The sequence below is a fragment of the Komagataeibacter europaeus genome, from assembly GCF_002173515.1.
Taxonomy (GTDB): Bacteria; Pseudomonadota; Alphaproteobacteria; order Acetobacterales; family Acetobacteraceae; genus Komagataeibacter; species Komagataeibacter europaeus.
On record NZ_CP021467.1, the window covers coordinates 2,653,324 to 2,677,153 of the forward strand.

Sequence of the window (23,830 nt, forward strand, 5' to 3'; positions counted from 1 at the left end):
GCCTTTTTCCGGAAAGGCGGCGTTCTTTGAAGCTTTTTGAAAAAAGCTTCATCAAGAACTTCTGTCTGGGACAGTTTTTCAGGACCGGAAACGGCGGTGGTAATCGGCGTTATACAGCGCGCTTTCACGGAAATCATGCGTGCCCAGCGCCCGGCCAACCAGCACCAGCGCCGTGCGCTCGATCGGGTTTTCAGCCAGCTTCTGGCAAATATCCCCCAGCGTGCCGCGCAGCACCAGCTGATCGGGCCATGTCGCCCGCGCCACGATGGCCACGGGGCACGCCGCGCCGTAAAACGGGGTCAGGTCAGCCACGATCTGGTCCAGCACATGAATGGCCAGGTGGATGGCAAGCGTCGCGCCCGTCGCGCCGAAAGCCGCCAGCTTCTCACGCTCCGGCATGGCCGATGCCCGGCCGCTGACACGGGTCAGCACCACGCTCTGCGCCACTTCTGGCACTGTCAGTTCACGTCCCAGCACGGAGGCGGCGGCGGCAAAGGCGGGCACGCCCGGCGTCATGGTCCACGGGATGTCGTGGCGGTCAAGACGGCGGATCTGTTCGGCCACGGCGCTGTAGACCGACAGGTCGCCCGAATGCAGGCGGGCTATGTCCTGTCCTGCCGCGTGGGCCCTGACGTATTCCGCTTCGATCAGGTCCAGCGTCAGGGGGGCTGTGTCCACCAGCCGCGCATCCGGCGGGCAGTGTGCCAGCATTTCGGTCGGCACGATGGAGCCTGCGTACAGGCAGACCGGGCATTTCGCCAGCAGGTCGCGCCCGCGCAGCGTCAGCAGGTCGGCGGCCCCCGGGCCTGCGCCAATGAAATGTACGGTCATGCATTTTCTCCCTGTGCCATGGCACATGTTGCGTGGGTGCCGGTCAGGCGCGGCACGATCAGGCGTGACCGCGCCCCCGCCGCCGCCAGCGCGCAGCCTTCCGCGACCGATGCCACCCCCAGTGCTGCCTGCGCGCGGGCGGAACGGGTGACGCAGCGTGGCTGGGCTGTGGCCAGTTCGTCGGGTGTCACGGCGCGCAGCGTCAGGCCCAGCCGGGCGAGTGCCGCCTGCAACCCGGCTTCGCGGTAGCGGAAGGCGGGCACGGCCACAAGGTCCGGTCGCAGGCCGCAGCGTTCATGGGCTTCGCGCAGCAGGTCAAGGATCACGTCCGCCGCGCACCCGCTGCGCAGGCCAAGTCCGGCGACAATCATGCAGGTGCGTCTGCCGTGCGGGTGACGGCATAGCTGGTCACGGTCATGCCGGGACGGAAACCGTGGAAGCGCCCGATGGCTTCCAGCCGTTCCACCTGCATGCGCGTCAGCATTCCCCCCCAGCGGGCATGGGCGGCGATGACAGCGGCCTCGCTTTCCAGCGTCACGGCATTGGCGACCAGTCGCCCGCCCGGCCGCAGGGCGTGCCATGCGGTGTCCAGCATGCCGGGATTGCTTATGCCCCCCCCAATGAAAATGGCGTCGGGTGCGGGCAGGCCATCGGCCGTAAGGGTGGGCAGGACGGCAGGCGCTTCCCCCGCCACGACATGCAGCGCGGGCACGCCCAGGTTCAGGGCGTTATGGGCGATACGCGCCCGGCGGTCGGCTGATTTTTCAATGGCGATGGCCCGGTTGGCCGGGTGGCGCAGCATCCATTCAATGCTGATGGACCCAGATCCCCCGCCAATGTCCCACAGTACCTCGCCCCGTCGCGGGGCAAGGGCGGACAGGGTCGCGGCCCGGATCTCGCGCTTGGTGATCTGCCCGTCATGGGCGAACATGTCATCGGGCAGGCCGCAGGCCAGCGGGATGACCAGCGCATCCCGCGTGGCCACGATCTCCAGCGCCATCAGGTTCAGCCGGGGCGGGCGGGGCGCATCCGCCGCCGCCATTTCCGCGACCGTGCCGGTGTGGCGTGTCTGTCCCGCCCCGCCCAGCGCGCCCAGCACGTGCATAATGGACGGCCCGAAACCACGTTCATGCAGCCAGCGGGCGAAGCGCGCCGGGCTGTCTTCATCCGCCGACAGCACCACCAGCCGCGCACCGGGCTGCAGGGCAGGGGCCACGGCCTCCATCGGGCGACCGCACAGGGACAGTACATTTATATCCTGTTCCGCCCAGCCCAGCAGGTTGCATGCCAGCGCCACGCAGGACGGGGCGGGATGACAGGCCATTTCCCCCATCGGCACATGCTGGCGCAGCGTGGTCCCCACTCCGAACAGGAACGGATCCCCCGATGCCAGCACGCAGACGGATTCCCCCCGATGGGCCAGCACCCGGGCAATGCCATCGGCAAAGGGGTGCGGCCACGCCAGCGTCCGTCCGGTTATCACCGATGCCGCAAGGGCAAGGTGGCGCGCGCCACCGACCACCAGCCCGGCCCCCGCGACCAGCGCGCGGGTTGCGGGGGGCAGCCCCTCGACACCCTCTTCGCCAATGCCGATAACATGCAGCCATGGGGTGGTCATGCGCGGTCCCCGTTGAACGCGGAAGGGAAAAGATGCGGGTTCTGGTTCTGGGGGGCACGACGGAGGCCCGCGTACTGTATGGATTGCTGGAACAGGCGGGCGCGCGCCTTGATGCCACGGTCTCCCTCGCCGGGGCCACGCGTGCGCCGGTCCTGCCACGTCTTGCCGTCCGGATTGGTGGATTTGGCGGGGTGGATGGCCTGCGGGACTGGCTCGTGGCGCATCGGACGGACGCGGTCATCGACGCCACCCATCCCTTTGCCGTGCGCATGAGCGCCAACGCCGCGCAGGCGTGTACGCAGGCCGGTGTCGCGCTGCTGCGCGTGGAACGCCCCGGCTGGACGCCGGTGGCGGGTGACCGCTGGATACGGGTGCCTGACATGGAAGCGGCCGCCCGCGCGCTGGGCAGTACGCCGTGCCGCGTGCTGCTGACGGTGGGGCGCAAGGACCTGCTGCCCTTCCATCATGCAGGTGCGCATGACTGGCTGCTGCGCAGCGTGGACCGGCCGGATGCGTCCCTGCTGCCGCCTGGTGCGCGGGTGCTGCAGGCACGTGGTCCCTTTGATGTCGCGGCTGAGGACGCCCTGCTGCGTGATGAACGGATTGATGTGATCGTCACCAAGAATTCGGGCGGAACCGCCACCTATGCCAAGCTGGTGGCGGCGCGCGCGCGGGGGGTGCCGGTCATCATGGTGGACCGGCCGCCAGTCGCCGCCGCCCCCACCGTGGCGGACGCGGTGGGGGCCATGGCATGGCTGGAACGCCTTTACGCGCACGTCTCTTCCACCCGGCGGGAGGTATAGAGCCATCTGCCGCCATCCGCGCGGTCGATCACATGGGTCAGCGGGCAGCCGATCAGCACCAGCGTGCTCATGTCCACCTGTTCGGGGTCGGCATGCGCGATATCGGTCAGGATCACCCGTTCGTCCGGGCGGCCTATGGCGCGGGCGAACGCCACCGGCACATCACCGGGCAGGATGGTGCGCAGCAGGTCCAGCGCCTCGCCCAGCTGGTCGGGGCGGGCCTTTGATCGCGGGTTGTACAGCGCAATGACCAGCCCGGCACCGGCGGCGGCCGCCAGCCTGCGGTGCACGACCGCGCGAGGCTTGAGGTTGTCGGACAGGGAAATGACGCAGAAATCCCCCCCCAGCGGCGCGCCCAGCCGGGCGGCGGCGGCCAGCACGGCGGAAACACCCGGTACGACCGTGACATCCACTCCCCGCCACGCGGCGGGGCCGTGGTCGATGGCTTCGAACACCGCGCTGGCCATGCCGAATACGCCCGCGTCGCCACCGGATACGACCGCCACGGTCCGTCCCGCCAGCGCCAGTTCAATGGCATGGCGCGCGCGGTCGAGTTCCACACGGTTGTCAGAGGCGTGGCGCACGACTTCCGGCCCGGCCCCGACCCGCGCGACATAGGGCGCATAACCGATCAGGTCGGTGGCCCGCGCCAGTGCGGCACTGGCCTGCGGGGTTACCTGTTCCGGCGCCCCGGGGCCAAGCCCCACGATGAAGATGCGCCCTGCCGCCTGCGTCATCGCGCGTCCTCCCGCCCCGGCACCAGGATAATGGAGAAATAGGGTGCCGGTCCCGTCATGTCGGTCAGCTTCATCCAGCACTGCTGCGGCTGGGTCGCGCGTTCGACATAGATCGCCCGCTCCTCGCGTCCGGCATGGCGCAGGGCGGTGCGTACCTTTTCAAGATTGCGGCCCAGTTTCATGATGACGGCGGCATCCGCCCGTTCCAGCCATGTGGTCAGCGCCGCTTCATCCAGCGTGCCTGGAATGACGCACAGCACGTCATCGCCATGCACCATGGGCTGCCGTGCCGCCGACCAGCATCCGCCCATGGCGGTAATGCCGGGCACGACGGTGCAGGCAAAGCGTTCATGCAGCCGGTCGAACACATACATGGCCGATCCGAACAGGAACGGATCCCCTTCACACAGCAGGGTCACGTCCTGGCCATTTTGCAGGTGCCCTGCGATGTGTTCGGCACATTCGTCGTAAAACGTGGCCATGCGTACAAGATAGGCCGGGTCGCTGACCGGGATTTCCGTGGTGAAGGGATAGGCGAAGCGCAGGGTCTTCGCCCGTTCGGGCAGCATGTCGCCCGCAATCTGGCGGGCATGGCCGGGGCGGTCATGGCGACAGAACCATGCCACCACCGGGCTTTCACGCAGTATGCGCGCGGCCTTTATGGTCATGAGTTCCGGGTCACCCGGCCCCATGCCCAGGATGAACAGGCGGCCGGTCGCGGCGTTGCCGGTCATTCCGCTTCACTCGCCAGTGCGTTGACGGTGGCTGCCGCCATGGCGCTGCCGCCCAGGCGGCCACGCACGATGATGAACGGCAGGTCGCCAAATTCCGCCAGCGCTTCCTTGGATTCCGCCGCACCGACAAAGCCGACCGGCATGCCAATGACCGCAGCAGGCCGGGGGGCGCCCGCGCGGATCATTTCCAGCAGGTGGAACAGGGCGGTCGGCGCATTGCCAATGGCCACCACCGCGCCATCCAGCTGGTCGCCCCACAGGTCCATTGCCGCAGCCGAGCGGGTATTGCCGATCTCCCTGGCAATAACCGGCGTGCGCGGGTCGCGCAGCGTGCAGATGACCGGGTTGTCGGCCGGCAGGCGCGCGCGGGTCACGCCGTGGGCGACCATGTTCGCGTCACACAGGATGGGCTTGCCCGCCAGCAGGGCCGTGCGTGCGCTGCTTACGAAATCGGGGGACATGCGGATGGATTTCACCACATCCACCATGCCGCAGGCGTGGATGATGCGTACGACCACGCGAGCTTCCGCCTCGCTCAGTCCGCTCAGATCGGCTTCGGCGCGGATGATGGCAAAGGAACGGGCATAGATCGCCGCCCCGTCATGAATGTAGTCGTACGGTTCCGTCTGCGGGGTCATGCCGGTTCAGTTCTCCCGTGGCGTGGGGTGGGATCGGTGGGGTGCCGGGGACCAGCCCCGCACGATCGGATGTATCTGTGCCAGTGAAAGCCCGATGTCCACAGGCGTGTTGTCCGCCCGGCCATGCAGGCACAGGCCATAGCCGCCTGGTCCCGCCACCAGCGTGATGTCGGCAGGGGCGGGGTGGGCGCATCCCTTGGCGCAGCCCGATACATGCAGGCTGACGCCCGGTGGCAGGTCGGGGGCCAGCGCATGGGCATCGGCAATGACGTCGCGCGTGGCGCACGCGCAGCCCTGCGTGCCGATGCACGCCCATATGCGCAGGCGCGGATCATCCACCTGCGTAATCAGGCCGGGCAGGGGGGGCGGCGTATCACACTGTTCCAGCACGATCGCGCGCCACGGGGCCACGCGCATGTGGCCGTTGCCGCGTTCGTCGCACCACCGCGCGATGTCTTCCAGCATCCTGGCCGCAATGGGACCGGGCGGCAGTACCACCCCCATGGCGTGACCGGGCAGGGGACCCGCCAGCACGGGCCGGTGCGGACGGGCGGAGGGAGCGGTTACCGTATCGGGCATCCTGATGCGGGCAAAGGCGGCCTGCCCCAGCATGGGATCACGCAGCGGACGCATGACGGGTTTCATCGCGGCCAGCGCATGCGCCAGTGCAACGGCAATGCGCGCGACATCCGCGCCGGGACAGGCCAGCGCGCGATCGCCGCACACCACCATCCATCCGGTATCCGTGGCGCGGGCGACAATATCCGCCCGCAGCGTGCCCGTCGGGATATGGCCGCCGCATTCCACCGCAATCACGAATTTGGCGGGCAGGCCGCGCAACGTATCGGCGTTCGTAAGGGCGGTATCCAGCGCACGGATCACGTCGGGTGCGTCAGGTGCGGCGGCGGGATCGATACCCGCCAGCGGTGACAGCAGCAGCCCGCGCCGGGCCTCGGTCGCGGCGTCGGCGCTGGCCAGTCCCGCAATACGCATGTCATGGGCGAAGGCGCGGGTGCTGTCGGATGTCAGGCCGCGCAGTTGCAGGTTGCCCCGGCTGGTCAGTTCGATCAGCCCGTTGCCGTGCATGGTGGCGGCGCGGGCGATCTGTCGGGCCTGTGCCCCGGACAGGCGGCCAAGCGGCGGGCGCACGCGCACCAGCCAGCCATCGGCTGCTTCCATCGGGGTGTGCAGGCCGGGGCACCAGCCGCGCACGGTGGGGGCTATGGTCATGGCCGCGGGTCCAGCAGCATGGCTGCGGAATTGCTGCGTGGCCGCCACAGGTCCCGGCGCAGGGCATCGGCCAGCAGGCGGCGGATGGCGGCATGGGCGTCCGGATTGGCGTGGCGCAGGAAGGCATCCATTTCCGCATCGTCCAGCAGGGCGCGGAAGGTCAGGTCAAACTGCCGGTCAAAGCGTGCGGGCACGGTTGCGGCGAATCCGTGCAGGGCCTCCATCCCGCGCGCGATCTCGGCCGCCCCCCGGTAGCCATGGCGACGCATGCCTGCAAGCCATGCCGGATTGGCCAGCCGCCCGCGCGTGACCCGGGCCACTTCCTGTGCCGTTGCACGCAGGCGCGGCGCATCGGGGCGGGAAGTGTCGCCATGCAGCATGCGCGGCGTGTTGCCCAGCATGCTGGCCGCCGCCGCCATGCCCCCTTCATGGGTGGCCATGTCGGCACTTTCCAGAATGTCGGTTTCGGCATTGTCCTGCACATGCAGCACGACCGCCGCCCCCGCCATGCGCGCGGCTAGTGCGTCGGGCTGGCGCTGGCCTTCCCGCGCGCCGCCATAGGTCCATGCCGACCCCTCCAGCCATGCCCGGCCCAGATCATCCCGCGTGGCCCACGTGCCCCGCGCCAGCGGGTCTTCCGCCCCGGTGCCGTAGCTGCCCGGTGCCGCGCCAAACATGCGGGCGGTCGCGGCCTGCAATGCAGCCCCCTGCAGCCCCGCGGCCCGTGCCGCCAGCGGGTTGAGGTCGGGGGCCTCGAAACCGCGTGCGGCAACGGCCTGCACCGCCTGTTCAAACAGCGCGATCTGCCCCGGAAAGGCGTCACGGAACAGGCCCGACAGGCGCAGCGTCACATCCACGCGCGGGCGGTCGAGTTCGGCCATGGGAATGATCTCGATCCCCGTCACCCGTCCCGACGCGCCATCCCATACCGGGCGCACCCCCATCAGCAGCAGCGCAAGGGCAAGATCCTCGCCCCCCGTGCGCAGGCTGGCCGATCCCCACAGGTCGATGACCACGCTGCGCAGCGGCTCGCCCTGATCCTGCAGGTGCCCTTCCAGCAGCAGCGCCGCCGTGCGCCGCGCCAGTACCAGGGCGGAGCGGGTGGGAATGGCGCGCGGGTCCATGGCGTACAGGTTGCGCCCCGTGGGCAGCACGTCGGCCCGGCCCCGCGTGGGCGCGCCCGCGGGCCCGGCAGGAACAAACCGCCCGTCAAGGGCCGCCAGCAGCGCCGTGCCTTCCGCATGCCCGCAGGCCAGCAGGCGCTTCGTGATGTCGTCCGTCGCCACCCCGCCGCATGAACGGGCAATGGCCTGCGCCAGTTCGGGCGCACGCGGGGGAGGGCTGCCGAATACGTGCAGCCCGTCACGGATCTGCAAATCCTTGACGTCGCACAGATAGGCATCGAGTCGGGCGAGGGCTTCGTCCTCGTCATCCGTGCGGGTCACGCCGGTTTCGCTCAGCAGGCCAAGGCTGTCGGCGCGTTGCAGGATTTCCCCGCGCAGGATCGCACCCCGCCTGCGGTCCAGTCCGTCGGCCGCGGCATATTCATCAATCAGGCGCTCAAGGTCGCCCGTATTGGCCCCCGCCGTACCAACAGGCACGATGGGGGGCGTCATATGGCCGATGGTGACCGCCCCCAGCCTGCGCCGCGCGGCGGCTGCCTCGCCGGGGTTGTTGACGATGAAGGGGTAGATGACGGGCATGCCCCCCACCAGCACCGATGGCCAGCACGTGGCCGAAGGGGCCGCCGCCTTGCCCGGCAGCCATTCCAGCGTGCCATGCGTGCCCAGATGCACCATGGCGTCCAGCCCGCATTCATGGCGCAGCCAGAGGTAGAACGCGACATAGGCATGGCGGGGTGGCGTGTCGGGATCATGATAGCCCGCATGCCGGTCGGTCGTGGCCCCGCGATCGGGCTGCAATGCCATCACGACGCGCCCGATATGGACATGGCGCAGGCAGAACTGGCCATCCGTTACGGTGGGGTCATCTTCCGGCGCGCCCCAGCAGGCAGCCAGCGCATCTTGCAGCGTGGGGGGGAATGCCGCCAGCCACGCGCGGTAGGTGGCGACGGAAACGAAGGGCTGTGCCGATGCGCGCGCCAGCCTGTGGGCCAGCGCGTCCGCCGTGGGCAGGGTGCCGTCACCCGTATCGTAACCGGCGTCGCGCAGCAGGCGGAGGATGTGCGCAAGGCTCGCGAAACTGTCCAGCCCCACGGCATGCGCCGCCTGTCCCGTGGGCACGCCCTGCGCGCCGGGATAATCGGACAGGATGATCCCGACCCGTCGCGTGGCGGGTGGTTCATGCCCCAGCCGCGCCCAGCCCACCGCGCGCGCGCAGGTCAGGTTGATGCCATCGGGATAGGGGTCATGGCGCGCGGGCAGGCCGGGGGCCGTTTCTTCCTTGAAGGAAATGGGGCAGGCGGGAATGCGGCCATCCAGTTCGGGCAGCACAACCTGCATCGCCAGATCGGCCTGTGACAGGCCGCGCACGCTGTCGCGCCATACGGCAAAGGGAATGCCCGGCTGCTGCACCTGCAGCACCGGCACGCCCGCAAGATCCAGCGGGGAGCCGCTGTCGTCGCCCGTGCGGGCGGAAAAAAAGGTAGCGTTTATGATGACATCCGGCGGGTTCTCAGCCAGCCGCGCGGCCACGATGCGCGCGGATTCGGGATTCTTGAGCGACGTGACATGGACAAGGTCCGCCCCCATGCCATGGCTGGCCAGTCGGGCCGCAAGCTGCGTGATGGGGGCAATGTCCCCCGCCAGCAGGTGCGCGCGGTAGAACACCACCATGGCCCGCAGCGGCAGGGCTGGATCGGCGGCGTGCAGTACTTCGGCCGGTGGCAGGGGAACGGGGACAGCCCCGTCATCCGGCCCACGTCCGGCCAGATGCGCCATAAGCCGCAGGGCTGCCTGCATGTTGGCCGTCCCGCCGGTGCGCAGCAGCGCGTCAAGGCGGGTGCGCATGGCTTCCGGCACGATGGACAGCGCGGCAAGGCGCGGGTCGTCACGCCCGTCCCCCGCCACGAAGGCCAGCGGGATCCCGGCCTGCTGGCAGGCACGCGACAGTTCTTCCGCGCCATAGCGCCAGTATTCCACGCCGCCGAGCAGCCGGACCACCACGCAGCGCGACCCCATGATCGTGTCGGCCACGTACAGGTCGATGGACATGGGATGCAGCAGGCGCGACAGCGTGGCCGTGCGCAGGGTCGCAGCCGGCGCGCCCTGCGCCGCGTGGGCCGCGTTCAGGCACAGCAGGTCACTGTCCGAAAAGGACAGGAACACGATATCCGCCGGGGCATGTCCTAGGTCTTCCGCCTGTTCGCCGTCTTCCAGCGTGCGGACCTCACGCGCAAGCAGGTGCATGGTGGCTGCCCGTTTCCCTCAGTCGCCCGCCGCTAGGCCTGCGCCAGCGTGGCAGTGATGGCGGACTGGTCCATGCCCTTCTGGCCAATGACCACAAGGCTACCCGTGCGCGGCGCGTCAGGGGGCAGGGCGCGGTCGAACTGATGGCGGAACCGGCTGCCGACCCCCTGCACCGCAAGGCGCATCGCCTTGCCGCGTACCGTGGCGTAGCCCTTCATGCGCAGGATGTCGTGCTGTCCGGCCAGTGTTTTCAGGCGGGCGATGAAGCCCTCCACACTGTCCTGTTCAGGGATGGGGGCGACGAAGCTTTCAAAATCATCATGCTCGTGCTCGCCGCCTTCGGCGTCGTGGTGGGACGGGCGGGCTTCAAGGTCGTCTTCCGCCGCTGCGTCAAGGCCCAGCAGGATGGCGGGGTCCACCTGTCCGTCGGTCGCGCGCACCACCTTGACCACGCGCGGGATCTCGGCGCGGATGGACGCTTCCACCGCATCGGCCTGCGCCGGGGTCATGAGGTCGGTCTTGTTCAGCACCACCAGATCGGCGGACAGCAACTGGTCCTCGTACACTTCCGCCAGTGGGTTGTCGTGGTCCAGCGACGGGTCGGCGGCCTGCTGGCGGGCGACTTCGTCGGGGTCATCGGCAAAGCGGCCGGCGGCGACGGCGGGACCGTCCACGACCGTGACCACGCCGTCCACCGTCATGCGGGTGCGGATGGTGGGCCAGCCAAATGCCTTGAGCAGCGGCTTGGGCAGCGCCAGCCCCGATGTCTCGATCACGATATGGTCGGGTGGTGCCTCACGGTCCAGCAGGGCTTCCATCGTGGGCAGGAAGTCATCGGCCACCGTGCAGCACAGGCAGCCATTGGTCAGTTCCACGATATCCTCGTCACGGCACCCTTCCACGCCGCAGGCGCGCAGCGTGTCGCCATCAATGCCCAGCGTGCCGAATTCATTGACCACGATGGCGATGCGCCGACCTTTCGCATTGGCCAGCACGTGGCGCAGCAGCGTGGTCTTGCCCGCCCCCAGGAAGCCGGTGATGACAGTGACGGGTACCCTGGCGCGGGCCGTGGCGGATGGGGTCATGGCGATCAGGCTCCTGAAAAAAGGGATGCGGGGAAACGGCCGCGCACCATGTCCGACAGGCTGGCGGGGCGGCGGGATGGCATGACGGTGCCGCTGCGGGATGCGCCGTAGGCGGCGACATAGGTCATGAGGTCCGCTGCCTTTTCAGGGCCAAGTCTGGCCAGCAGCCAGCCCCATTTGCCCGGCATGGCCACAACGGCGGTGCAGCCGTCATTGCACGCGGCAAGGCAGTTGACTTCATGCACCACGACCTGCGGGTTGCCTGATGCCAGCGCCTGCATGGCATCAAACAGCTGGCGTCCGGGCGGGTTGTCGGAAGCGGGCAGGCCACGGCGGCAGGTCACGCAGACATGCAGGTGAACGGGACCGGCTTCCGAGGGTGCGGGTAGTGGGGGAGTGCTCATGACGGTGCGTGCCCTTTCGCGGCGTTGCTGCGCGCGGGCAGCGGTGGGCGGGGTGCGCGGTCAATGGCTTTGCGCGCTGCGCATGGGCAGGGCGGGCGCCTGTCGCGTGCCGGGCACCCCGCCGGCCATGCGATCGAATTCGGTCCTGTTATGTCCGCCTGCGGGCGGACATGATGGCAGGTCTCCTGGCTTGTGGCGGAGGGTGCTGGGGTCAGCACCCTCGATCCCGGCGGCCTTCCCGGTCCCGATCATGGGAACCAGTGGCGCATGTCGGCCCGCAGGACGCGGACCGGGCCGGGAGACAGCCACCTACAGTTGCGGGGGCAGCGACGGAATTGCCGGTATGGCGCACCGTCTTCCCTATTCTCCCCCACAAGGGGGAACCATCAGCGGCGGATTTAGACGATCGATCCCCGCACTGTCAAAGAAACCCGGCATGCGGGCGCATGTCATGCGGTCATGGCAGCGGTGCGCCACTGACAGCCACGCGCCATGCTGCATGACGGGTCAGGCATGTACGGGTCAGGGGCGCGATATCCAGTCGCGACAGCATGGCGGCCGTTCCGCCAAGGGCGGCGACCATGATCGCCCGGACAACCGTGGCGTCGGCCACCACCGTAACCCGTGCGGGCGTGGGGGACAGGGTTTCAAGCCAGCGCGCCACGCGGTGCAGGTGTGCGGTCCGGCTTTCCCCGCCCGGCGGGGCGAAACCGGCATCGGCGATCCAGCGCGCAAGGTCGGCGGGGGACAGGTCTTTCAACGACTGTCCGGCCCATGTTCCCATGCCGGGCGCGCGCAGGGCGGGTTCGGGCATGGCGTGGCGCGCGCCGAAGGCCGGCATGGTGGGGGGGAACAGGACCTGCCCGGCATCCACGACATGCCGGGCAAGGCTGGCGGGCAGGGGGCATGTTTCGCCATGCATCGGGAAAACGCCACGGCGCACGCAGTCGGGGGCAGGCAGCGCGAGACAGGTCAGGGTCTGGTTCATGCCCTGCTGCCCTGCGTGTGGGGGAGACGTGGGGTCTGCAAGGGAATGATTGACCTTCCGTGTCAATTTTGAAAACATGGACCCAGATCCGGTTATGGGAAGGACGGCCCGATATGGTGTGTCCCCTGCATGCTGCTCCGGGTCGCACGTGATCCATGGAGTTACCAGTATGAGCCAAGATACATCCGTTCTGTCCAGCGCCGCTGTCGCCGCACCGCAGGTTTCCATCCCGGTCCGCGACCTGCTGCCGTGGGGTGTGTTCGGGCTCGTCCTGGCGTCGCTGCTGATCTATTTCGTGGGTGCCGAGCAGGGTGCGACCTCCCTCATTTCCGGCCATTACGTGCATGAATTCGTGCATGATGGCCGTCACCTGCTGGGTTTCCCCTGCCACTGAATCAGGGCTGCGTGCCCGCTATGGCGCGACGGTGAATGAAGGACGGCATGCCCCGGTGGGCGTGCCGTTTTTTATTGTGCGTGTTGAAAGACCATTTCCTGAAATGCGGTCAGGAAACGCCGCCTTTTTTCAAAAAGGCGGCGCCCAAGGACTTTTGTTTATTTTCAATAACTTGATTTCAGACGGTTTCTGAAATCCAGTCCTGAAACGGTCTGTAAATCATAAGAAAGTTTTTGGTGAAGCTGTTTTCAGAAAGCTTCGGAAATTGCGATCCCGGTGCAGGAAGGGCGGCATCTCAGACCATATTGATGACGGTCCGCCCCCGGATATGACCGGCAAGGATACGCGGCGCGATCGCGATGGCGTCGGCCAGGCGGGCGTCATGCAGCATGCTGTCCAGTCGCGCGGGATCGATATCGCGCGCAAGGCGGGTCCATGCGGTCATGCGGCGCGGACGCGGGCACATCACGCTGTCGATTCCCTGCAGGCGTATGCCGCGCAGGATGAAGGGCGCCACCGTCAGCGGCAGCGCCAGCCCCCCCGCCAGCCCGCAGGCCGCCACCGTGCCCCCGTACTGGACAGAAGCGCACATGGTGGCCAGCGTCTCGCCCCCCACCACGTCGATTCCCCCCGCCCAGCGTGCGGTTTCCAGCACCTTTCCGGTGGGGCTGAGGGTATCGCGCGGCAGCACTTCCGTCGCTCCCAGCCCGGTCAGGTAGGTATGGAGCTGTGGCCGCCCTGTCACCGCCGCCACCTGATAGCCCAGCTGCGCCAGCAGCATGATGGCCATGCCCCCCACGCCGCCGCCCGCACCATTGACGACGATGGGGCCACTGGTGGGGGTCACGCCGCCTTCCTCCAGGCTCATGACACACAGCATGGCGGTAAAGCCCGCCGTGCCGATTCCCATGGCCTGCCGCGCGCTCAGGCCGGCGGGCTGTGGCAGCAGCCAGCGTCCCGGCAGGCGCGCCATGCGGGCCAGGCCACCCCAGTGGCGTTCGCCCAGGCCCCAGCCGGTGGCCAGCACCTGGTCGCCGGGGCGGTGGACCGGGTCATCGGAATGCAGCACGCGTCCGGCCAGGTCGATGCCGGGGATCATGGGAAACTGGCGCACCACCGGCGCGCCACGGGTCATGGCCAGCGCGTCCTTGTAATTCAGGCTGGAATGATCGATTTCCACCGTCACGTCCCCTTCGGGCAGGGCCGTGGGATCGACCTGCTCCAGCCGGGTCGTGACCACGCCATCCGCGCGGCTGATCATGAGGGCATCGAACATGCTGGCAGTCTTCCGTGATGATGAAGGGAAAAAGGAACGCGGGACCACGTTCAATGCATCCTTCATGCCCGAATTAGGTGCATCTTCCTATGTACAGCCGCGTGATTTCGCATGATCGTGAAGCGGCGCGGTCCGGAAAATTGTTGATTATACAAAAGGATTTTAAAACGGGTTGCGGTCGGGTTCCAGATCGCCCCTGTCATCCTGGTCCCTGATGCGGGCTGGCATGAAAAAGTGCAGGTCTGGTGTGACCTTCCCACGCTTCCCGCAGGGGGGACGGTGTGGTGTGCTGCTTTTTCAGCCACTATTGCACAGGCAGGAGGCATGCCGATGTCCGACGTCACAGTTTCTTCCTTTCCCGCCCTGTCTTCCATGAACGCGTTGTGGCAGGCGCGCTATGGCATCCGCCCGCCCGCCGGCGCCCTGCCCGAAAGCCCGGTGGCGCGCAGCCTCATGACCCATCGTTCCGTTCGCGCCTTCAGCCCGGCGCCATTGCCCGATGGTGTGGTGGAAGCGGCGGTGGCGGCGGCGCAGTCGGCCTCGACGTCATGCAACCTGCAGGCATGGAGCGTGATCGCCGTGCGTGACCCCGCCCGCCGCGCCCGGCTGGCAAAAATCGCGGGGGACCAGGATTTCATTGCACAGGCGCCACTGTTCCTTGCGTGGATTGCCGACCTGTCGCGGCTGGAACATGTGGGACAGGCGCAGGGTCGCGCACTGCCGGGAGCAGACTGTCTGGATACCTTTCTTGGCGCGGTGATGGATACCGCGTTCGCCGCGCAGAACGCGGCGGCCACGTTCGAATCCTACGGTCTGGGAATCGTGTATGTGGGCGGGGTGCGCAACCAGCCCGAAGCCATCGCCACGGAACTGGGCCTGCCTGCGCGCACATTTGCGGTATTCGGCATGAGCGTGGGCTACCCCGACCGCAAGAAGCCGACCGCCATCCGCCCCCGCCTGCCGCAGCATGCCGTCCTGCATGCCGAGCAGTACGATCCCGCCGCCGCCAATGACCGCGCCACCATTGCCGCCTATGACGAACGCCTGCGCGCCGCGCGTGCGGCACAGGGGCAGCCCGCGCTGGGATGGAGCGAAAGCGTGGTGGCAAGGCTGGGTGACATCAAGGCGCTGCATGGTCGTGAACACCTGCCGCAGGTGCTGCGGACCCTTGGCTTCATGCTGGGCGAGGCATGAAAAGCAGGGGTCATGCGCATGGGCCGGGGTTGACCGGCACAATGTTCTGGTGAACTTCTGCTCATATTGCCCGCGTCTGTTGGCGGGCAGGGGGCGCGCCTTATGTATCGCGCCAGCGCCATGATGAGAGAGAAACAACGGCTATGGACTGCGCCACTTCCCTTCCCTTTACGCTTTCCCCCAGCACATCACCGGTTTCGCCGCAGCGGCGGGCGGAGATCCTGGCCAATCCCGGTTTCGGGCGTGTCTTTACCGACAATATGGTCGTGATCCGTTATGTGGAAGGCAGGGGATGGCATGATGCCCGCGTACAGCCCTATGCACCGATTTCGCTGAACCCGGCGGCGGCCGTGTTGCACTATGCGCAGGAAATTTTCGAGGGGATGAAAGCCTATCGCACGGCCGAAGGCGGCATCACCCTGTTCCGCCCCTATGCCAACGCGGCCCGTTTCCGCAAGTCGGCCGAACGTCTGGCGATGGCCGACCTGCCTGATGAAGTGTTTGTCGAGGCGGTGCGCCAGCTGGTGCGCATCGACCACGCATGGGTGCCCGGCAACCCCGATGAAAGTCTGTACATCCGCCCCTACATGATCGCGAGCGAGACGTTCCTGGGCGTGAAGCCCGCGTCGGAATACATGTTCATGGTCATCGCATCGCCCGTGGGCGCCTATTTTGGCGCGGAGGCGGTCAGCGTGTGGGTGTCCGATTTCTGCCGCGCCGCCCCCGGCGGCACGGGGGAAGCCAAGTGCGGTGGCAATTACGCCGCAAGCCTGCTGGCGCAGCAGGAAGCCAAGGGCCATGGCTGTGCGCAGGTCCTGTTCCTTGACGCGGTGGAACGCCGCTGGATCGAGGAAATGGGCGGCATGAACGTGTTCTTCGTCTTTGATGACGGCACGCTTGCCACCCCGCCGCTGACCGGCACGATCCTGCGTGGCATCACGCGCGACTCGCTGCTGACCCTGGCGCGTGAGATGGGCCTGACCGTGCGTGAGGAACCCTATGCCATCGACCAGCTTTATGCCGATGCCGCGTCCGGACGCCTGAAGGAAGTGTTCGCCTGTGGCACGGCGGCGGTCGTGTCCCCCATCGGGCGTTTCCGCAGCCACAAGGGCGAAGTGGTGATCGGTGATGGCAAGGGTATTGGCCCCGTGACCGAAAAGCTGCGCAATGCCCTGATCGGCATCCAGCGCGGCACGGCGCCCGACACCCATGGCTGGGTGGAAAAGGTTATCTGATTTTTCGCTCATGGATCGGGTGTCCCGCATGCCCGGCCATGATGGATGATCATCATTCAGGGGCGGCCCATGCTGTTGCAGCGTGGGCCGCCCCGTTTGCATCCGTGCGGATAATGGAAAAGTTTTTGGTGAAGCTTTTTAAAAAAGCTTCAGAAAACGCTGATTTTCAAAAAACAGCACCCGGAACTTCTGGAATTTTTATCGTTACAGGGAAAGAACAGGATCGATGAGCGAGAAGACACTGGATGTGACAGGACAGTGGGACGGGCAGTTCAGCTATCCCCACACGCTGACACCCGAGTTTTTCTCTGCCTCGCTGTTCGAGAATGGTGGCCATGTGGGCGGCACGGTGACGGAACGCGCCACGTCGGGGGCCAATGCCGGTGAATGCTTCATCGCCACGGCGCGGGGGGAGCGGAGCGGGACGCGGGTACGTTTTACGAAAACGTACGAAGACGGCGTGCGCCAGCATGCCGTGCTGTACACGGGCACACTGAACGCGGATGGCAACGAGCTCGAGGGGGAATGGCGGATTGCCGGTTCCTGGTCGGGGCCGTTCCTTATGATCCGCCGCGCGGGGGGGCGTGCCGTCGCGCGGGACAGGGTAGCCGAAGCGCCGGTGTCCGATGCGGACTGCGTTACCATTTTCCGCTAGAAGATTACTTCAGGGGACAGAAGTTTTTGGGTGCCGCCTTTTTTCAAAAAGGCGGCGTTCCCTGAAGTTTTTTGAAAAAAGCTTCACCAAGAACTTCTGTATGTCTGGTGGTGGCAGGCTGCGTCTTATTGCGCAGGTGTTGCCGCTTCATCCACCGGCACATAGATCCGGTTGCCGTTGCTGCGGAATTCCTCCTTTTTCTGTTCCAGCCCCGCCTGCCGTGCGGCATTGGCCTTCAGGTCGTGGCTTATGCGCATGGAACAGAATTTGGGGCCGCACATGGAACAGAAATGCGCGTTCTTGTGCGCTTCGCGCGGCAGCGTTTCATCATGATAGGAACACGCCGTATCCGGGTCGAGCGACAGCTTGAACTGGTCATTCCAGCGGAAGTCGAAGCGCGCGCGGCTGATCGCGTCGTCACGGATGCGCGCCGCCGGGTGCCCCTTGGCCAGATCGGCGGCATGGGCGGCGATGCGGTAGGTCACGACGCCAACCTTCACGTCATTGCGGTCGGGCAGGCCAAGATGTTCCTTCGGCGTGACGTAACACAGCATGGCCGTGCCAAACCACCCGATCATGGCGGCGCCAATGCCCGACGTGATGTGGTCGTAACCCGGCGCGATATCGGTCGTGAGCGGACCAAGCGTGTAGAACGGCGCTTCGCCACATTCACGCAGCTGCTTTTCCACGTTGACCCTGATCTTGTGCATGGGCACGTGGCCCGGCCCTTCGATCATGACCTGGCAGCCTTTGGCCCATGCGATTTTCGTCAGTTCGCCCAGGGTTTCCAGTTCGGCGAACTGGGCCGCGTCATTCGCATCGGCAATGGAACCGGGGCGCAGTCCGTCCCCCAGCGAGAACGAGACATCATAGCGGCGCATGATGTCGCAGATTTCCTCGAAATGCTCATACAGGAAGCTCTCGCGGTGGTGGTGCAGGCACCATCCCGCCATGATCGACCCGCCGCGTGATACGATGCCCGTCACGCGGTCGACCGTCAGCGGCACATGCCGCAGCCGCACGCCGGCGTGGATTGTGAAGTAGTCCACGCCCTGTTCCGCCTGTTCGACCAGCGTGTCGCGGAAGATTTCCCATGTCAGGTCCTCCGGCACGCCGCCGACCTTTTCCAGTGCCTGGTACAGCGGCACCGTGCCGATGGGCACCGGCGCGTTGCGCAGGATCCAGTCGCGGATGTTGTGGATATTGCGCCCCGTGGACAGGTCCATGACCGTATCCGCGCCCCAGCGGATGGACCAGACCATCTTCTCCACTTCTTCCGCAACCGATGATGTGACGGCCGAATTGCCGATATTGGCGTTGACCTTCACCAGGAAGTTGCGACCGATCACCATGGGTTCCAGTTCGGGGTGATTGATGTTGGCGGGCAGAATGGCGCGGCCCGCCGCAATTTCGGACCGCACGAATTCCGGGGTGACGAAGGCGGGAATGTCGGCCCCGAAATCCTCGCCATCCGCGCGGCGGGCCTCGGCCCCTTCGTCCATGGTGGCGCGGCCAAGGTTTTCGCGGTGGGCGGCGTAGATCATTTCCTCGGTAATGATACCCGCACGGGCGAATTCGTACTGCGTGACCATTTGTCCCGGCTGGCCTTCATGCACCGCATGGGGCGCAGGGCAGGCGGGGACCAGGTTTTCACCCCTGGCAAAGCCATTGTCCTCGGGGCGCACGGTGCGTGGCGTGACCGTGGGCAGGTTGCGGGCCGCGATCCAGGGCGCGCGGATCGGCTCCAGCCCCGCGCGTACGTCGATCCGCACGGTCGGGTCGGTATAGGGGCCGGAGGTGTCATAGACCCGCACCGGCGGTTCGTTGGCGCTGGGTTCAAGGGCGATTTCGCGGAAGGGCACGCGGATATGCGCATGCCCTTCAGGCGTGGACCAGACCTTGGTGGACCCCATGATGGGGCCGGTGGTGACATGGTCGGGAGATGAAGGCGAAGCAACGGTGGTCATGACAATGCTCCTCGTTTTCTCTCCGACAGGGGGTGTGGGGAGAAAACCGGAACGCCACATGGGGATCATGTGCGCAGTGTCGTCAGATCTGACGCATCGTGCCGATTGTCTGCACCAGTCCCTCCGCCGGTATGAGCCGGATCAGGTTCCCCGGAACGCACGATGCGCCCGGAAGGGTCCCCGCGCGCATGGTCGGCCCATGCCAGCGGTATCTCAGCCCCTTGCCGGGACTCCCCTTGGTCATTTCAGGATCATGAAACGCCCGGCACTTGTCAACATTGTTGGAAGGGGTACGAACGGGCGGGATGAAAAAGAATTCGTGTGCCGATTTGCCAGCCGCACGGTTGTGATAGAGTGCGGGAAACATCCATCTTTTGTGGGGAAGCAGGGCAGCATGGCAGGTAGCGTGATTTCCGATCGGATTGCACAGGGCAGCGGACGGGTGGCGGCGGACACCGTGATCCGCAATGTCCGCCTGTTCGATCTGGTGACGGGCGAACTGCTGCCGACCGACATCGCCATATGTGGTGACACCATTGTCGGCACGCTGGATCATTACGAGGGCGCGACCGTGATCGACGGGCATGGCCGCATTGCCGTGCCGGGCTTCATCGACACGCACCTGCATGTCGAATCCTCGCTGATCACCCCGTTTGAATTCGACCGCTGCGTGCTGCCCCATGGTGTGACCACCGCCATATGCGACCCGCATGAAATGGCCAACGTGCTGGGCCGTCCGGCGCTGGACTATTTTACCGAAGCGGCCATGCGCACGGTCATGGACCTGCGGGTGAACCTGTCCAGCTGTGTGCCGTCCACCGCCCTTGAGACATCGGGTGCGACGCTGGGGGCTGCCGACCTGCTGCCGTATCGCGACCACCCCAAGGTCATTGGCCTGGCCGAGTTCATGAACATTCCCGGCGTCCTGAATGGCGACCCGGTATGCATGGAAAAGCTGGAGGCGTTCGCGGGGGGGCATATTGACGGCCATGCGCCGTTGCTGCGCGGGCGCAGGCTCAATGGTTACCTGTCCGCCGGCATCACCACCGACCATGAGGCCACGACGGCGGAAGAGGCGTTGGAAAAGGTGCGCAAGGGCATGATGGTGCTGATCCGCGAGGGGTCGGTGTGCAAGGACCTGCGTGCGCTGGTGCCGCTGCTCAATCCGGTTACGTCACCGTTCTTCGCCTTCTGCACCGATGATCGCAACCCGCTGGAAATCGCGCATGAAGGGCATCTGGATTACCTGATCCGCCTTGCCATCTCGCTGGGGGTGGAACCGCTGGCGGCGTATCGCAGCGCCTCGCTCAGTGCGGCCAACGCGTTCGGCCTGCGCGACCGGGGCATGATCGCGCCGGGCCGGCGGGCGGATATCGTGCTGCTTGATGACCTGCGCGAATGCCGGGTATCGGACGTGATCAGCGCTGGGCGGCTGGTGAATGACGCACTGTTTGCCGCGCGTGACATCATACCCCCCGTCGGCACCGACAGCATCAGCCTGCCCGCGCCCGTCAGTGCGCAGGACATGCAGATCAAGGGCAGCGGCACGCAGCGCCCGGTGATCGGTCTGCTGCCCGGCCAGATCATCACGCCTTTCCTGCATGCCGACCTGCCGGTGGTCGATGGTATTGTCCAGCCCGACCCGGCGCAGGATATCGCGCGTATCTGCGTGGTGGCGCGGCATGGGCACAACGATAATATCGGGCGCGGGTTTGTCAGGGGATTCGGCCTGTCGGGCGGGGCGCTGGCGTCCTCGGTCGGGCATGACAGCCACAATATCTGCGTGGTGGGCATGAATGACGCGGACATGGCGGTTGCGGTCAACCATCTGGAAAAGACCGGCGGCGGCTTTGTCGTGGTGCGCGACGGAATGGTTGTTGCGGACATGCCGCTGCCGGTCGCGGGCCTTATGAGTGACGCCCCGTTCGAGACCGTGCGTGACCAGCTGGAGGTCCTGCGCGCCGCCGCCCGCGCGCTGGGCTGCCAGCTTGATGAGCCGTTCCTGCAGCTGGCCTTCCTGCCACTGCCGGTTATCCCGCACCTCAAGATTACGGATTTCGGCATGGTGGATGTCAACCGGATGGAACTGGTCTGACACGGTCACGATACAGGAGCAGCCCATGACAGGGGCCAGTGATGTCGCCGCCCCCCCCGCGCGCGAGGCCGTGGCCACCCTGCGTGCCTATCGTGCGGACTGGGTGCATTTCACCAACTGGTGCGGGGTCCATGCCGTTTCTCCCATTCCCGCCACGGCGCAGGTCGTGGCGACCTATCTGCGCAGCCTGACGGAATTCGCGCCCGCCACCATCCGGCGCAGGCTGGCCGCGATTGGCAAGATGCACCGTTTTAACGGCATGGCGTGGAATGTGACCGACCCCGTTCTTCGCACGGCGGTGGCAGACATGACCGAACGTGCCAGCCGGCCGGCCGCGCCGCCTGCGGTGGTGACGCCGGACATGCTGCGCGCCATGGTTGAATGTTGTACGGACGGATCCCCACGGGGCCTGCGGGACCGTTGCCTGCTGCTGTTCGGTTTCGCGGGGGCGCTGCGGCGCTCGGAACTGGTTGGACTGCAGGTGGAAGACGTGCGCGTTGAACGGACACAGGTCGTGCTGGACATTCGGGAGGAAGGCGCGGCACAGCCGGTCGGCCTGCCCCTGTCGTCTGACGGCGCGATGTGTCCCGCCGCGGCGTTTGCCGCGTGGCAGCAGGTGGCGCACCGGCAGACCGGGCCGCTGTTCCGTGCCATTTCCAAGGGCGAACGCGTGGGCGGACGGGCGCTGACCCCATATGCCGTGACCCGTATCCTGCAACGCCGCGCGCTGATGGCGGAAGTTCCGCCGGATATCGCCGCGACGTTAAGCGCCCATGCCCTGCGCTCGGGCTATATTGTCGCGGCATTGCGGCAGGGCATGGAAACCGAATCCCTGTGCCAGCATACCCGTTATCGTGACCCGCGCGCCCTGCGCCCGTATGAACGCCTGCTGGCCCATGACTGAAAACCTGCGCCTGCCCTGGGCCGACCTGCCCCCTGCCACCGCACGGGAGGAGGAAGCCGCCGAGGCCACGCGCCGTGCGCCGGGACGGCGGGGGCGGCGTCCGCTTTCCGCATGGCCGCAGCCTGCCGAACCCTCGCCATGGCAGTGGTGGCACCTGCTGGTCTACGGGCCGGATACGGGCATGGACGCCTTCGTGGTCGAGGCCGCCGGTCCCGGCCTGATCCCATGGCCGTTTGATGCCGAACGGGTGGAGGAAGACATGTTCGCGCTGGCGATCGGCGCCAATTCCCCCGCGCGCGGTCGGGCCGGGCTGTCCATTGATGGTTGCCGGATTCTGGCGCGCCAGTTCCGCGCGGCGGCGGAGGCCCGTCACGCCCGTCTGGGCCTGCGGGCGGAAAAGGCCTGCCCGCTGGATTTCCACCAGATTGTCCCGGTGCCGGAACGGATTCTCCAGCTTGGCGCCACCCATCCCGATGCACGGGCCTGGCTGCGCGATAACTGGGGCCTGACCGAAGCGCCGCGGCAGGTGCGCCACCTGCCGGGCCGCAAGGCTGGCCGCCGCCTGCCGCGTGACCACCGGGCCATGGTGTATGGCTTCTTTACCCGCATGGGCACGCCCGCGCCCGTGATCCGCCGGATGGAGGAACATTACCCCACCCTGACATTCCGCCTGTCGGAACGGTCGCTGGCATGACAGGGCAGGCCGACCTGTTCAGCGGAAAGCTGCCCGATGGCGAACCGGTCATTGTACTCGACATCTACCACGGTGGCCTGTCGCACCTGCTGCAACTGGTGCATGCGCGGGAAATCGATCTGGCACGGCTGGATATCGTCACCCTGATTGACCAGCTGGCCGAAGCGGCGCGCACGCATACGTCCCTGCCGCTGGGGATCAAGGCGCAGTGGGCGGTCATGGCGTCGGGGCTGCTGCTGCTGCGTTCGCGCCTCATGCTGCCAGCGGATGACCCGCGCCAGCAGCAGGCGACACAGGAAGCGGTGGACCTGCGCACGCGCCTGATGGCGGCGGAGGATGCCGTCCGCCTTGCAGGCTGGCTTGCAGTGCGCGAACAACTTGGCCGTGATGTTCACGCCTTTGGTGGCGCGGTCGCACCGGAAGGGGACGAATCGGCGCAGTGGGAAGTGGACCGGATCGAATTCCTGTGGGGGTGCCTTGCGGTATTCGATGGCAACTGGGGCGTCATGCCGGTGGAGACACCGTTCTACGCCCCCGTGCAGCTTGACCTGTTTTCCGTGGAGGACGCCCGCACGCGCGTGCGCACATGCCTGGCGCGGGCCCGTGACGAGCCGGTGCCGCTGGACCGGATGCTGCCCGATTCCGTGCGCATGGGACCGGCTGCCGACCTGTCATCGGGACAGCGGCGTTCGGCATGGAGCAGTACGTTCGCCGCCTGTCTGGAAATGGTGAAGCAGGGGGAGGCGCTGGCCCATCAGGCCGCACCGGAAACGCTGCCCCGTTTCAGTGGCGTGTCGGCCCGGACGGGGCGGGACGGGAGCTGATTCATTTCACCTGAAAATACAGTGAAATGAATTTATCGTTGCAGCTTATATTTGCCAACTGCTAATTTGTATCGAAATGACAACGTTTTGTGGGAAAACAGGCCATTCCTGCGGGAATGACAGATTTTTTTCCCTCATTTTTTAACAGTTTGCTTG

Annotated in this window: 24 protein-coding genes and 1 riboswitch; of the genes, 11 read left to right on the forward strand and 13 right to left on the reverse strand. The window is 66.7% G+C overall.

What is annotated here, in order from left to right; translation table 11 throughout:
• Positions 1-78: 78 nt before the first annotated feature.
• The 3 genes from cobM to cbiE are packed head-to-tail and all read right to left on the reverse strand — an operon-like array spanning position 79 to position 2,449.
• Positions 79-831, reverse strand: coding sequence for a precorrin-4 C(11)-methyltransferase (cobM, locus tag S101446_RS12270; protein WP_010508197.1), 753 nt, complete (start codon positions 829-831; stop codon positions 79-81).
• Positions 828-1,202 (reverse strand): cobalamin biosynthesis protein, encoded by a 375-nt coding sequence (locus tag S101446_RS12275; protein ID WP_019090635.1) that lies wholly within the window; start codon positions 1,200-1,202, stop codon positions 828-830. The genes cobM and S101446_RS12275 overlap by 4 nt, the downstream gene beginning before the upstream one ends.
• Entirely contained in the window at positions 1,199-2,449 is a 1,251-nt protein-coding gene (cbiE, locus tag S101446_RS12280) for a precorrin-6y C5,15-methyltransferase (decarboxylating) subunit CbiE (RefSeq protein WP_087608462.1), read from the reverse strand. Before cbiE ends, S101446_RS12275 begins: the two co-directional genes overlap by 4 nt.
• Positions 2,450-2,481: 32 nt before the next feature.
• Between cbiE and S101446_RS12285 the strand changes: the two genes are divergently transcribed.
• On the forward strand, positions 2,482-3,252 hold the full coding sequence (locus S101446_RS12285; RefSeq protein WP_087608463.1) for a cobalt-precorrin-6A reductase: 771 nt from the start codon (positions 2,482-2,484) through the stop codon (positions 3,250-3,252).
• Here S101446_RS12285 and cobJ read toward each other — a convergent pair.
• The 8 genes from cobJ to S101446_RS12325 all read right to left on the reverse strand — a co-directional run bounded on the left by cobJ (position 3,216) and on the right by S101446_RS12325 (position 12,436).
• Positions 3,216-3,989 (reverse strand): precorrin-3B C(17)-methyltransferase, encoded by a 774-nt coding sequence (cobJ, locus tag S101446_RS12290; RefSeq protein ID WP_087608464.1) that lies wholly within the window; start codon positions 3,987-3,989, stop codon positions 3,216-3,218. The two genes, S101446_RS12285 and cobJ, sit on opposite strands and share 37 nt — an antisense overlap.
• Entirely contained in the window at positions 3,986-4,723 is a 738-nt protein-coding gene (locus tag S101446_RS12295; RefSeq protein ID WP_087608465.1) for a precorrin-2 C(20)-methyltransferase, read from the reverse strand. The genes cobJ and S101446_RS12295 overlap by 4 nt, the downstream gene beginning before the upstream one ends.
• Positions 4,720-5,361, reverse strand: a complete 642-nt coding sequence (locus S101446_RS12300; protein WP_087608466.1) for a precorrin-8X methylmutase — start codon at positions 5,359-5,361, stop codon at positions 4,720-4,722. The genes S101446_RS12295 and S101446_RS12300 overlap by 4 nt, the downstream gene beginning before the upstream one ends.
• 6 nt (positions 5,362-5,367) lie before the next feature.
• Positions 5,368-6,591 (reverse strand): precorrin-3B synthase, encoded by a 1,224-nt coding sequence (gene cobG / locus S101446_RS12305; protein WP_087608884.1) that lies wholly within the window; start codon positions 6,589-6,591, stop codon positions 5,368-5,370.
• Complete coding sequence (gene cobN, locus S101446_RS12310; RefSeq protein WP_087608467.1) at positions 6,588-9,959, reverse strand: cobaltochelatase subunit CobN; 3,372 nt, start codon at positions 9,957-9,959, stop codon at positions 6,588-6,590. The genes cobG and cobN overlap by 4 nt, the downstream gene beginning before the upstream one ends.
• Before the next feature lie 32 nt (positions 9,960-9,991).
• Positions 9,992-11,044, reverse strand: a complete 1,053-nt coding sequence (cobW, locus tag S101446_RS12315) for a cobalamin biosynthesis protein CobW (RefSeq protein WP_087608468.1) — start codon at positions 11,042-11,044, stop codon at positions 9,992-9,994.
• 5 nt (positions 11,045-11,049) lie between these two features.
• Complete coding sequence (locus tag S101446_RS12320; RefSeq protein WP_048852038.1) at positions 11,050-11,448, reverse strand: DUF1636 domain-containing protein; 399 nt, start codon at positions 11,446-11,448, stop codon at positions 11,050-11,052.
• A 158-nt stretch (positions 11,449-11,606) separates the two neighbouring features.
• A riboswitch (cobalamin riboswitch) is annotated at positions 11,607-11,851 on the reverse strand.
• A 54-nt stretch (positions 11,852-11,905) separates the two neighbouring features.
• Positions 11,906-12,436, reverse strand: a complete 531-nt coding sequence (locus tag S101446_RS12325; protein ID WP_087608469.1) for a histidine phosphatase family protein — start codon at positions 12,434-12,436, stop codon at positions 11,906-11,908.
• A 169-nt stretch (positions 12,437-12,605) separates the two neighbouring features.
• Between S101446_RS12325 and S101446_RS12330 the strand changes: the two genes are divergently transcribed.
• On the forward strand, positions 12,606-12,830 hold the full coding sequence (locus S101446_RS12330) for a CbtB domain-containing protein (RefSeq protein ID WP_010508212.1): 225 nt from the start codon (positions 12,606-12,608) through the stop codon (positions 12,828-12,830).
• Positions 12,793-13,023, forward strand: a complete 231-nt coding sequence (locus S101446_RS17750; RefSeq protein ID WP_157684850.1) for a hypothetical protein — start codon at positions 12,793-12,795, stop codon at positions 13,021-13,023. The genes S101446_RS12330 and S101446_RS17750 overlap by 38 nt, the downstream gene beginning before the upstream one ends.
• A gap of 102 nt (positions 13,024-13,125) precedes the next feature.
• Here S101446_RS17750 and acuI read toward each other — a convergent pair whose 3' ends face one another.
• The gene (gene acuI / locus S101446_RS12335) at positions 13,126-14,106 is read right to left on the reverse strand and encodes an acrylyl-CoA reductase (NADPH) (protein ID WP_010508213.1); all 981 of its coding nucleotides are present in this window, start codon (positions 14,104-14,106) and stop codon (positions 13,126-13,128) included.
• Between the two features lie 330 nt (positions 14,107-14,436).
• Between acuI and S101446_RS12340 the strand changes: the two genes are divergently transcribed.
• From S101446_RS12340 to S101446_RS12350, 4 genes are all read left to right on the forward strand, one after another.
• Positions 14,437-15,300 (forward strand): nitroreductase family protein, encoded by an 864-nt coding sequence (locus S101446_RS12340; RefSeq protein WP_010508215.1) that lies wholly within the window; start codon positions 14,437-14,439, stop codon positions 15,298-15,300.
• A gap of 143 nt (positions 15,301-15,443) precedes the next feature.
• Positions 15,444-16,535 (forward strand): branched-chain amino acid aminotransferase, encoded by a 1,092-nt coding sequence (locus S101446_RS12345; RefSeq protein ID WP_010508216.1) that lies wholly within the window; start codon positions 15,444-15,446, stop codon positions 16,533-16,535.
• 38 nt (positions 16,536-16,573) lie between these two features.
• The gene (locus S101446_RS17755; protein WP_157684851.1) at positions 16,574-16,765 is read left to right on the forward strand and encodes a hypothetical protein; all 192 of its coding nucleotides are present in this window, start codon (positions 16,574-16,576) and stop codon (positions 16,763-16,765) included.
• Positions 16,762-17,190 carry a hypothetical protein gene (locus tag S101446_RS12350; RefSeq protein ID WP_087608470.1) on the forward strand — a complete coding sequence of 143 codons (429 nt, stop codon included), beginning with the start codon at positions 16,762-16,764 and terminating at the stop codon, positions 17,188-17,190. Before S101446_RS17755 ends, S101446_RS12350 begins: the two co-directional genes overlap by 4 nt.
• 125 nt (positions 17,191-17,315) lie before the next feature.
• Here the strand turns inward: S101446_RS12350 and thiC are convergent, their stop codons facing one another.
• Complete coding sequence (gene thiC, locus S101446_RS12355; RefSeq protein WP_087608471.1) at positions 17,316-19,157, reverse strand: phosphomethylpyrimidine synthase ThiC; 1,842 nt, start codon at positions 19,155-19,157, stop codon at positions 17,316-17,318.
• 394 nt (positions 19,158-19,551) lie between these two features.
• Between thiC and ade the strand changes: the two genes are divergently transcribed.
• Genes ade through S101446_RS12375 form a run of 4 tightly spaced genes read left to right on the forward strand, consistent with a single transcriptional unit; the run spans position 19,552 to position 23,674 of the window.
• Positions 19,552-21,252 carry an adenine deaminase gene (gene ade / locus S101446_RS12360; RefSeq protein ID WP_087608885.1) on the forward strand — a complete coding sequence of 567 codons (1,701 nt, stop codon included), beginning with the start codon at positions 19,552-19,554 and terminating at the stop codon, positions 21,250-21,252.
• Positions 21,253-21,277: 25 nt separating this feature from the next.
• Positions 21,278-22,156, forward strand: coding sequence for a tyrosine-type recombinase/integrase (locus tag S101446_RS12365; protein WP_087608472.1), 879 nt, complete (start codon positions 21,278-21,280; stop codon positions 22,154-22,156).
• Positions 22,149-22,850 (forward strand): hypothetical protein, encoded by a 702-nt coding sequence (locus S101446_RS12370; protein ID WP_087608886.1) that lies wholly within the window; start codon positions 22,149-22,151, stop codon positions 22,848-22,850. The genes S101446_RS12365 and S101446_RS12370 overlap by 8 nt, the downstream gene beginning before the upstream one ends.
• A complete protein-coding gene (locus tag S101446_RS12375; RefSeq protein WP_087608473.1) occupies positions 22,847-23,674 on the forward strand; it encodes a hypothetical protein in 828 nt (275 codons plus the stop codon). Before S101446_RS12370 ends, S101446_RS12375 begins: the two co-directional genes overlap by 4 nt.
• Positions 23,675-23,830 lie beyond the last annotated feature (156 nt).

What these genes read in the sequence shown, in the direction of transcription:
- S101446_RS12375 (WP_087608473.1), top strand. Translation starts at nt 22,847, where the DNA reads ATGACAGGGCAGGCCGACCTGTTCAGCGGAAAGCTGCCCGATGGCGAA.
- S101446_RS17755 (WP_157684851.1), top strand. Translation starts at nt 16,574, where the DNA reads ATGATGGATGATCATCATTCAGGGGCGGCCCATGCTGTTGCAGCGTGG.
- thiC (WP_087608471.1), bottom strand. Translation starts at nt 19,157, where the DNA reads ATGACCACCGTTGCTTCGCCTTCATCTCCCGACCATGTCACCACCGGC.
- S101446_RS12340 (WP_010508215.1), top strand. Translation starts at nt 14,437, where the DNA reads ATGTCCGACGTCACAGTTTCTTCCTTTCCCGCCCTGTCTTCCATGAAC.
- S101446_RS12350 (WP_087608470.1), top strand. Translation starts at nt 16,762, where the DNA reads ATGAGCGAGAAGACACTGGATGTGACAGGACAGTGGGACGGGCAGTTC.
- S101446_RS12285 (WP_087608463.1), top strand. Translation starts at nt 2,482, where the DNA reads ATGCGGGTTCTGGTTCTGGGGGGCACGACGGAGGCCCGCGTACTGTAT.
- cbiE (WP_087608462.1), bottom strand. Translation starts at nt 2,449, where the DNA reads ATGACCACCCCATGGCTGCATGTTATCGGCATTGGCGAAGAGGGTGTC.
- S101446_RS12365 (WP_087608472.1), top strand. Translation starts at nt 21,278, where the DNA reads ATGACAGGGGCCAGTGATGTCGCCGCCCCCCCCGCGCGCGAGGCCGTG.
- S101446_RS12275 (WP_019090635.1), bottom strand. Translation starts at nt 1,202, where the DNA reads ATGATTGTCGCCGGACTTGGCCTGCGCAGCGGGTGCGCGGCGGACGTG.
- ade (WP_087608885.1), top strand. Translation starts at nt 19,552, where the DNA reads ATGGCAGGTAGCGTGATTTCCGATCGGATTGCACAGGGCAGCGGACGG.
- cobN (WP_087608467.1), bottom strand. Translation starts at nt 9,959, where the DNA reads ATGCACCTGCTTGCGCGTGAGGTCCGCACGCTGGAAGACGGCGAACAG.
- cobJ (WP_087608464.1), bottom strand. Translation starts at nt 3,989, where the DNA reads ATGACGCAGGCGGCAGGGCGCATCTTCATCGTGGGGCTTGGCCCCGGG.
- S101446_RS12320 (WP_048852038.1), bottom strand. Translation starts at nt 11,448, where the DNA reads ATGAGCACTCCCCCACTACCCGCACCCTCGGAAGCCGGTCCCGTTCAC.
- S101446_RS12370 (WP_087608886.1), top strand. Translation starts at nt 22,149, where the DNA reads ATGACTGAAAACCTGCGCCTGCCCTGGGCCGACCTGCCCCCTGCCACC.
- S101446_RS12345 (WP_010508216.1), top strand. Translation starts at nt 15,444, where the DNA reads ATGGACTGCGCCACTTCCCTTCCCTTTACGCTTTCCCCCAGCACATCA.
- S101446_RS12300 (WP_087608466.1), bottom strand. Translation starts at nt 5,361, where the DNA reads ATGACCCCGCAGACGGAACCGTACGACTACATTCATGACGGGGCGGCG.
- S101446_RS12295 (WP_087608465.1), bottom strand. Translation starts at nt 4,723, where the DNA reads ATGACCGGCAACGCCGCGACCGGCCGCCTGTTCATCCTGGGCATGGGG.
- cobG (WP_087608884.1), bottom strand. Translation starts at nt 6,591, where the DNA reads ATGACCATAGCCCCCACCGTGCGCGGCTGGTGCCCCGGCCTGCACACC.
- S101446_RS17750 (WP_157684850.1), top strand. Translation starts at nt 12,793, where the DNA reads ATGATGGCCGTCACCTGCTGGGTTTCCCCTGCCACTGAATCAGGGCTG.
- cobW (WP_087608468.1), bottom strand. Translation starts at nt 11,044, where the DNA reads ATGACCCCATCCGCCACGGCCCGCGCCAGGGTACCCGTCACTGTCATC.
- acuI (WP_010508213.1), bottom strand. Translation starts at nt 14,106, where the DNA reads ATGTTCGATGCCCTCATGATCAGCCGCGCGGATGGCGTGGTCACGACC.
- S101446_RS12325 (WP_087608469.1), bottom strand. Translation starts at nt 12,436, where the DNA reads ATGAACCAGACCCTGACCTGTCTCGCGCTGCCTGCCCCCGACTGCGTG.
- cobM (WP_010508197.1), bottom strand. Translation starts at nt 831, where the DNA reads ATGACCGTACATTTCATTGGCGCAGGCCCGGGGGCCGCCGACCTGCTG.
- S101446_RS12330 (WP_010508212.1), top strand. Translation starts at nt 12,606, where the DNA reads ATGAGCCAAGATACATCCGTTCTGTCCAGCGCCGCTGTCGCCGCACCG.